This window comes from Trebonia sp., from assembly GCF_030042015.1.
Classification (GTDB): domain Bacteria; phylum Actinomycetota; class Actinomycetes; order Streptosporangiales; family Streptosporangiaceae; genus Trebonia.
In genome coordinates this window covers 1-6,944 of the sequence record NZ_JASIAL010000543.1, presented here as the reverse complement: position 1 = coordinate 6,944, position 6,944 = coordinate 1, and the positions used below count along the sequence as shown (strand labels likewise).

Sequence of the window (6,944 nt, the reverse complement as noted above, 5' to 3'; positions counted from 1 at the left end):
CCCAGGAGTAGCCGAGCAGGTGGAGTCCGGTGACGGCGTTGCCGAGGGCGGTTTCGACGTCTTCGGAAAGGTCGTGGAGTTCGGTGATGGCGTCGATGTCGCCGGTGGCGATGCGGCGGGCGTAGGCGCGCAGGACGCGGCGGACGAAGGCGGCGTACTCGTCGTTCTCGACGTAGCGTCTGCGCCGGTTTGGTGTCAAGCGCGGCTTGACAGTGTTCCCGCGTGCGCGGGGTGGCTGGCTAGCGGGCATGGGGGGTGTCCTTCCGGCGGAGCTGGGCGGCGTAGGCGGCCAGGTGGCGGATGTCGGAGTCGGTGAGGAACGCGGTACGGATCCGGCGGGGCACGCCGGTTTCGGCGAGCAGCCAGGCGGTGCCGCGGGCGAGGGGGTCGATGTCGGCGGCGCTGTAGCCCTGGGCGGCCCAGCCCTGGCCGAGGATCACGTCGGAGGAGGAGTCGGTGGTGCAGCGGAACGCCAGCCGGTAGGAGAACAGGTCCCGCATGGACGGGTCGATGATCTGGTGGGAGGGCCGCTGGGTGGCGAGCACGAGGATCACCCCGGCGGCCCGGCCGCGGGCGATCAGGTCGCGGGCGAGCGCGGCGAAGTCCTCGCGGTCAGCTTTCTTGCCGACGGTGGCCGAGTAGTAGGCGTACTCGTCGATGACGACCAGGTACACGTCTTCGCCGTCGCCGCGGGCGACCTTGCGGACGCCCTGGGCGAGCAGCTTGTCGTAGCGGCCGTTCATGATCTGCTGGAAGTGCGTGAACGCGTCGATGGCGTCTTTGAGCGAGGGGCCGATGAACATGTCGGCTGAGTGCCGCCAGGGGCCGAGCTGGACCTGGTTGCCGTCGACCAGGATCAGGCGGCAGTCGGCGGATAGCGCGCCGTGCGCGGTGATCAGGTTCAGCGCGGAGGACTTGCCGCCGCCGGGCTCCCCGCCGATCAGCATGTTGCGTTCGGCGAGGTTGACGTGCACCAGCTCGCCGAACTCGTCCACGCCCAGGTGGATGGGGTCGAAGACGGAGAACGGGAATACCGGCACGGTGGCCGGGCAGGTCAGTGTCGCGGTCATGACAGGGCCTCCTTTCAGGCCGGGTGGGCAGGCCCCCGGAACGGGGTGGTTCCGGGGACACTGCGGCATGGCTGCTAGGCAGCCTGTCCGGGCGGTTCGGGTTCGGTGGTGCTGGCCTGCGGCCAGGGCGCCGGGCCGTCGTCTGCGGCCAGGCCTGCCAGGGCGGGCCTGGCGTCCAGGACGTTGGCGTAGACGGCGGACAGCCGGGCCAGCGGGGTGTCTACGTGGTGGCTGGCCGCGAGGGTGTCGCGGCGGATGATGTCGATGGTCACCAGCTGGGACCAGCGGCGGTTGCGGGTGATCCGCGCGGAGCGGGCGTAGCAGGCGGCGGCCAGTTCGCCGGTGTGCCGTTCGAAGTCCTCCGCCGAGGTGCCCGCCCGGCAGATGACGTGCAGCCGCTCGCCGACCTTGGTGGGACGCACCCAGGCGACGATGGGCAGCCGACCGGCGCGGGTGTGCAGGCGGGTTTCCCAGCACAGCCGCTGGAACCGGTGGCGTGCCAGCACGCACCAGAACCGGCGGGTGATGAACCGCCGTGACCACGGCACCGCGAAGATGATGCCGATCGCAGCGGCCAGCACCAGGGGCGCCCAGTGGATGGTGACCTGGCCGGACAGCCAGGCAAGGGCAGCGGCCAGGCCGCCGAGGACGGTCAGTTCGGTGCGCCACCGCCAGGCGGTCCCGGCCGGGCTGCGGTGCATCTTGACGATGAACTGGTCCAGGTTGTACATGTCGTCGCGCTTGCCGCGCGTCCTGGTCGTGGTCATGGCTGGTCCTGCCTTCCGGCCGGGTGGGGCATGGGGATGTAGCGGTGCGGCCCTTGCGGGGCGCGGTTGGGGTAGTAGCGGGGAACCAGGTCGCCCGGCGGGGGGCCCCAGGGGCCGTCCCAGGGACGGGGGGTGCACAGCGGGCAGAAGCGGACGGCGCCGCCCTGGTTCTTGATGGCCCGTTCGGTGCGGCGGGTGCCTTCGCAGGTGCGGACCAGGGTGAACCCGATCCCGGCCCGGTAGATCACGGCCATCAGCCGTGCGCCGTTGCCGGTGGCGTGCCGCTCCAGCCGGTCGATCAGGTCTTCGGTCCAGCCGGTGTAGTGCCGGGCATGCTGGTAGGGGTGGCTGAAGTGCAGCAGGTACACGACGCCGGGCGGGCCGGTCATGACGGGCCGTCCAGGTCGCTGATGCAGGCCATCGGCCAGGCGAGGTGGCAGTTGTCGCAGACGTAGGCGGTCTCGGTGATCCCGTCGCCGGTCGGCACGTCCTGGGTGGAGACGTCGCGCGACCCGCACTCGGGGCAGACCTGGGCGTGGTAGATGACCCGGAAGCCCATCACGCCGCCGCCTTCTTCGGCTTGGGGGTGTGCCGGTCGATGAGGTGGGCGCGGGTGGCCGGGTCGATGGTGGCCGTGGTGATCCAGGCTTCGGCGCAGCGCTTGTGGCAGGGCTCGCCCTTGACCGGGGACCGGCAGAACGCCAGCCGCCCGCACAGCACGCACGGTGCCAGCGGGCCGGTCCGGGCGTGCCGCCAGTCCAGGACTACGCGCGGAAGCGCCGCGCTGGTAGCGTTGAGCATGCCGAACGCTCCTTTGCTTCTTGGTAGGGGTAGGGATTTGTTCTGGCTGGCCGGGCCGGGAGATGGCCGTCTCCCAGGCCCGGCACTTATGCGCGGATCAGGTGGTGCCGGTCTGGCCGACCGGGACGAAGGCATACGCCCGTACCTCGACACCGAAGTAGCCGAAGGTGACGGAGGCGTGCTGGAATTGCTGGCCGTCCTCGTCGGTGTAGTCGTCGCACGCCACGACGGCGCCGAAGCGCTGCGCCCAGCCCGTCAGAGCCTTCAGGCTGGCCGCTGACCTGGCGAAGCCCAGGCCGAATGACTGCGAGCCCTGGTAGATGCTGGCACAGGCGGGCGGCACCAGGCCGTCGGCCTTGCCAAGCAAGTCGACCAGGCCGACCGTCAGCTCGCGGATGGTGATGGGCGGGATATCCGGCAGCACCAGGCTGCCTGCCGGGCTGGAAGTGCCGAGACTGCCCATGTCGGGTCTCCTGTCTCTGGTAGGGGTAGGTGTCCGGGCTGGCCGGGCCGGGGAATGGCCGCCCCCCGGACCCGGCACCACGACTAACTCTGGTCTGACCTGCGGGAAAAGATGGTTCCGCTACGTCCAGGCCGCTCACGCAGCCTGGACGGACTTGCCGGACGAGGCAGCGGGCTCGATCACGTCGGCGCGGAACGCGCGCTTGATCTTGCCGTCCTTGCCGACCCACGGCGCGAACACCAGGCCGCGAACCACGGCGTAACCATCAAAGATCAGCTTGGGCTCGTCTCCGGCCACCTCGACCCAGATGGTTTCCTTGGTCTCCCGCTCGGTGTCGATCGCGTCCAGGCGGACAGTCCAGATCGGCCGGTTGTCCGGCGCTGGCGTGCGTGCCTGCTTGTCCTTGTCCTTGTAGTCCGGACGGGCTTTGGGCAGCCCCGCCACCCGGAACTGAACGCTCCTCGTGTCGATCAGAAGTCGCATGATCTCGTCCTCTCATGAGGTCTGGAACCGCTCGGGTTCTGTGCCTACGAGTCTGGACTATACAAGCTTGACTGTCAAGTTGGACACGGCTGGCTACACGGATAAGCTTGATCATCAAGGGAGGACCAGCAACAATGGCCAGCGTGCCGATTACGCAGCAAATCACGGCCGATCTGCGGCGGCAGATCCAAGAGGGAACCCTAGGACCAGGGGCACTCCTGCCATCCGAACCAGAACTAGCACGCGCCTACGGGGTCAGCAGGCAGACCGCGCGTGCCGCCATGCAAGGCCTCGAACGCGAAGGCCTGGTGATCGTCAGGCCACGCCGCGGGCGGCTCGTCCGAAGCGCCCAGCGGCTACGGTGGCACCTGTCGGAGTTCGAGCGGCCAGACCACACGATCCTGACCACCTCCGATGCCTGGGAAACCGACATCGAGAGCCAGGGTCACGACCCGACGCGCCAGGACCTCGACGTCGAGCGCATCCAGCCACCGCCCGCCATCGCGCAGCGCCTGCGGCTGGACCCGCGCACCGACGTGTGCGTGGTCCGCCGCCACGTGCGCTACATCGACGGCAAGCCAGCGATCATCTCCGACGACTTCTTCGACGAGCAGATCGTCAGGGGAACCGAGCTGGCGGAGCCCGAGGACACCACCCGTGAGAACATCCTGGCCGAAGCCGGATACGAGCAGGTCTACGACATCGACGAGATAATCACCCGGATGCCGACGCCGGAGGAAACCAGGCGCCTGGGCATAGCGCCCGGAACACCGGTAGCCGAGCACATCCGCACCGGCTACACCGCCACCGATAAGCCCGTGCGGGTGATGATCTCGATCATCCCCGGAGACACGCTCATCCTGCAGTACACCATCCCAACCTAGAATGCCTGTCTGATACCGCCCGAAGCGTGCCTACTGGAGTTGTTACAACTTTCTATACGGCTTCAAGGGCGCTCGCCTGCGGCTCCCGCCAGGCGCGGGCCGAGCCCGCGCAGCGATCGGGGCTGAAGGCGCGGGGATGCCAGGGACAGGGAGCGTAAACGAGGACGGGTATGGCCGCCAGGACCGGGCCTCGGCGGGGAATGGGCGGGGAACTGTCCGCGCCCGGGGCGCCGCTAAGGCCCCGCCCTCTCGCGCGCGGGCGCTACCGGGCGCGGCGGCGGCGCCGGGCCGCTGTCCCCGCTTCCCGCAGGCTGGCGGCTGCCCGCCGTTACGCAGGTCTCCGGCACCGCGCTTAGCCAGATCTGTGCGGGTGACCCGTCCAACGGTGCCAACGATTCTTTTGCCGTTCAAGGTCACTGTCAAGGGCGCGCCTGCGGCGCGTCGGTTGCTCCGCAACCGCAGACCCTTGAGCAGTGACCTTGCCCGGCAAACCCTTTGGCACCTATCAGGTTGGACGGGGCAGTGTGGCGGCCGGGAGATTCGTGTTTGTCAACGCCGACTTGACGGTGAAGACGTGCGATCCACGTGCGATGGCGACCGGGCTAGGACGGTCGCTAGCGGACCTTAGCGGGCATCTGACAGCGGTGGGCCGCACCAGACAGAAGCGAAGTTCTCGCAGGCCAAAGGCCAGATCGTACGGTAAGAATATGTGGTCAGGGACAGGATCGAACTGTCGACCTTCCGCTTTTCAGGCGGACGCTCATACCGACTGAGCTACCTGACCTTGACGGCGGGCCGGTCAAGGGGCCAGCGTCAGCGGTCCTGACGGGATTTGAACCCGCGACCTCCACCTTGACAGGGTGGCGAGCACTCCACGCTGCTCTACAGGACCATCTGGTATCGCCGACTCTAGCCGACGACGTGCCCCCAACGGGATTCGAACCCGTGCCGCCGCCTTGAAAGGGCGGTGTCCTAGGCCACTAGACGATGGGGGCTTCGACGGGGCACCGTCGTAGCTACATCAGTCCGCCGTCGGGGACTGACACAGCATAGAGGACAGACGGTGCAACCACCAAAGCGCCGGGCTCCTCCACACGAGCCACCGTTCCAATGGTATGCAGAACTGTGATCCGCCTCCCACAGACGATACCGCCTGCGCAGGCCCGCCCGGTCCGGCACCTGCCCCTGGCCGGGCAGCGGGCGCGCAGGGTTAGGCCCCCGGGCTACGGCCGGTGCCTGTTGACGAAGGATTCCAGGATCGACCCGTCCTCACCCTCCTCGGGGAGGACGGCCCAGGCGATCAGGTAGGACACGATGCCGAGCCCGTAGAAGACCGTGAGAACCCCGAACGCGAGACGGACCAAGTTCACGTCAACCCCGAAGTAGGCAGCAAGCCCGGTGCACACACCGGCGACGATCCGGCCCTGCCGGATGCGGAGCAAGCGCTTGCCCCCGCTGCTGTTGTTTTCGCTCATGAATGTGATGATGCCCACTCGGCCGATGCCCTGTCATCAGGAATCACCCCGGTTAATACCCTGATCTGTAACAGATGGATGGGAGCCGATATGTCCGCAGACACCGACCTTCTTCGCATAGACGACCAGCTCAACGACGAAGAGCGGCTCATCCGCGACACCGTTCGCGCGTTCGTTGCCGACCAGGCGATGCCGCACGTCGCCGACTGGTTCGAGGCCGGCGTGCTGCCGCGGTCGGTGCTGACGGAGCTTGGCAAGCTCGGGCTGTTCGGCATGCACCTGACGGGGTACGGGTGCGCGGGCACCGGCCCCATCGCCTACGGGGTCGCCTGCCGGGAGCTGGAAGCCGCCGACTCCGGGCTGCGCAGCGCTGCGTCCGTGCAGGGCTCGCTCGCGATGTTCCCCATCTGGAAGTACGGGAGCGACGAGCAGAAGGACGAGTGGCTGCCGGCCATGGCCAACGGCTCGGCCATCGGCTGCTTCGGGCTCACGGAACCCGATCATGGCTCTGACCCATCCTCGATGCGGACCCATGCGGTGCGGAACGGCTCGGACTGGGTGCTGAACGGTACCAAGATGTGGATCACCAACGGGTCGATCGCGGACATCGCGCTCGTGTGGGCTTCGACCGACACGGGGATCCGCGGTTTCCTGGTGCCCCGCGGAGCACGCGGTTTCAGCGCGCGGGACATTCATAAGAAACTGTCGCTGCGCGCGTCCACCACCTCGGAGCTGCATTTCGATTCGGTCCGGCTGCCTTCGTCCGCCGTCCTGCCGGGCGTCACCGGTCTCCACGGACCGCTCTCGTGCCTCACCGAGGCGCGCTTTGGCATAGCGTGGGGGGTCACGGGCGCGGCTCGTGCCTGCCTGGACAGCGCGGTGACGTACTCGACAACGCGGACGCAGTTCGGCAAGGCGATCGCCGGGTTCCAGCTCACCCAGTCGAAGCTGGCCTGGATGGCCGTGTCGCTGTACCAGGCGCAGCTCCTGGCTTTGCATCT

The 6,944-nt window shown here is 68.2% G+C and carries 11 protein-coding genes and 3 tRNA genes; 2 read left to right on the top strand and 12 right to left on the bottom strand.

What is annotated here, in order from left to right; translation table 11 throughout:
• From Q1N79_RS28860 to Q1N79_RS28825, 8 genes are all read right to left on the bottom strand, one after another.
• A partial coding sequence (locus Q1N79_RS28860; protein WP_300614241.1) for a hypothetical protein occupies window positions 1-199 on the bottom strand: 199 nt, incomplete at its 3' end.
• A gap of 40 nt (window positions 200-239) precedes the next feature.
• Window positions 240-1,070 carry an FtsK/SpoIIIE domain-containing protein gene (locus Q1N79_RS28855; RefSeq protein WP_300614240.1) on the bottom strand — a complete coding sequence of 277 codons (831 nt, stop codon included), beginning with the start codon at window positions 1,068-1,070 and terminating at the stop codon, window positions 240-242.
• Window positions 1,071-1,144: 74 nt separating this feature from the next.
• On the bottom strand, window positions 1,145-1,837 hold the full coding sequence (locus Q1N79_RS28850; RefSeq protein WP_300614239.1) for a hypothetical protein: 693 nt from the start codon (window positions 1,835-1,837) through the stop codon (window positions 1,145-1,147).
• Window positions 1,834-2,226, bottom strand: a complete 393-nt coding sequence (locus tag Q1N79_RS28845) for a hypothetical protein (RefSeq protein ID WP_300614238.1) — start codon at window positions 2,224-2,226, stop codon at window positions 1,834-1,836. The genes Q1N79_RS28850 and Q1N79_RS28845 overlap by 4 nt, the downstream gene beginning before the upstream one ends.
• Window positions 2,223-2,396 (bottom strand): hypothetical protein, encoded by a 174-nt coding sequence (locus tag Q1N79_RS28840; protein ID WP_300614237.1) that lies wholly within the window; start codon window positions 2,394-2,396, stop codon window positions 2,223-2,225. The genes Q1N79_RS28845 and Q1N79_RS28840 overlap by 4 nt, the downstream gene beginning before the upstream one ends.
• Window positions 2,396-2,638, bottom strand: coding sequence for a hypothetical protein (locus tag Q1N79_RS28835; protein ID WP_300614236.1), 243 nt, complete (start codon window positions 2,636-2,638; stop codon window positions 2,396-2,398). Before Q1N79_RS28835 ends, Q1N79_RS28840 begins: the two co-directional genes overlap by 1 nt.
• A gap of 97 nt (window positions 2,639-2,735) precedes the next feature.
• Window positions 2,736-3,101, bottom strand: coding sequence for a hypothetical protein (locus Q1N79_RS28830; protein ID WP_300614235.1), 366 nt, complete (start codon window positions 3,099-3,101; stop codon window positions 2,736-2,738).
• Between the two features lie 135 nt (window positions 3,102-3,236).
• Window positions 3,237-3,584: a hypothetical protein gene (locus Q1N79_RS28825; protein ID WP_300614234.1), complete on the bottom strand. Its 348-nt coding sequence runs from the start codon at window positions 3,582-3,584 to the stop codon at window positions 3,237-3,239.
• Between the two features lie 134 nt (window positions 3,585-3,718).
• Here Q1N79_RS28825 and Q1N79_RS28820 point away from each other — a divergent pair, with 134 nt between their 5' ends.
• A complete protein-coding gene (locus tag Q1N79_RS28820; protein ID WP_300614233.1) occupies window positions 3,719-4,468 on the top strand; it encodes a GntR family transcriptional regulator in 750 nt (249 codons plus the stop codon).
• A 710-nt stretch (window positions 4,469-5,178) separates the two neighbouring features.
• On the opposite strand, the gene Q1N79_RS28815 is transcribed toward Q1N79_RS28820, so the two are convergent.
• From Q1N79_RS28815 to Q1N79_RS28800, 4 genes are all read right to left on the bottom strand, one after another.
• Window positions 5,179-5,252, bottom strand: a tRNA-Phe gene (locus Q1N79_RS28815).
• 33 nt (window positions 5,253-5,285) lie between these two features.
• Window positions 5,286-5,360 (bottom strand) — tRNA-Asp (locus Q1N79_RS28810).
• A 30-nt stretch (window positions 5,361-5,390) separates the two neighbouring features.
• Window positions 5,391-5,463 (bottom strand) — tRNA-Glu (locus Q1N79_RS28805).
• Window positions 5,464-5,691: 228 nt separating this feature from the next.
• Window positions 5,692-5,943, bottom strand: a complete 252-nt coding sequence (locus Q1N79_RS28800) for a PspC domain-containing protein (protein WP_300614232.1) — start codon at window positions 5,941-5,943, stop codon at window positions 5,692-5,694.
• 90 nt (window positions 5,944-6,033) lie between these two features.
• Here Q1N79_RS28800 and Q1N79_RS28795 point away from each other — a divergent pair.
• The coding region (locus tag Q1N79_RS28795) for an acyl-CoA dehydrogenase family protein (RefSeq protein ID WP_300614231.1) at window positions 6,034-6,944 on the top strand (911 nt) is incomplete at its 3' end.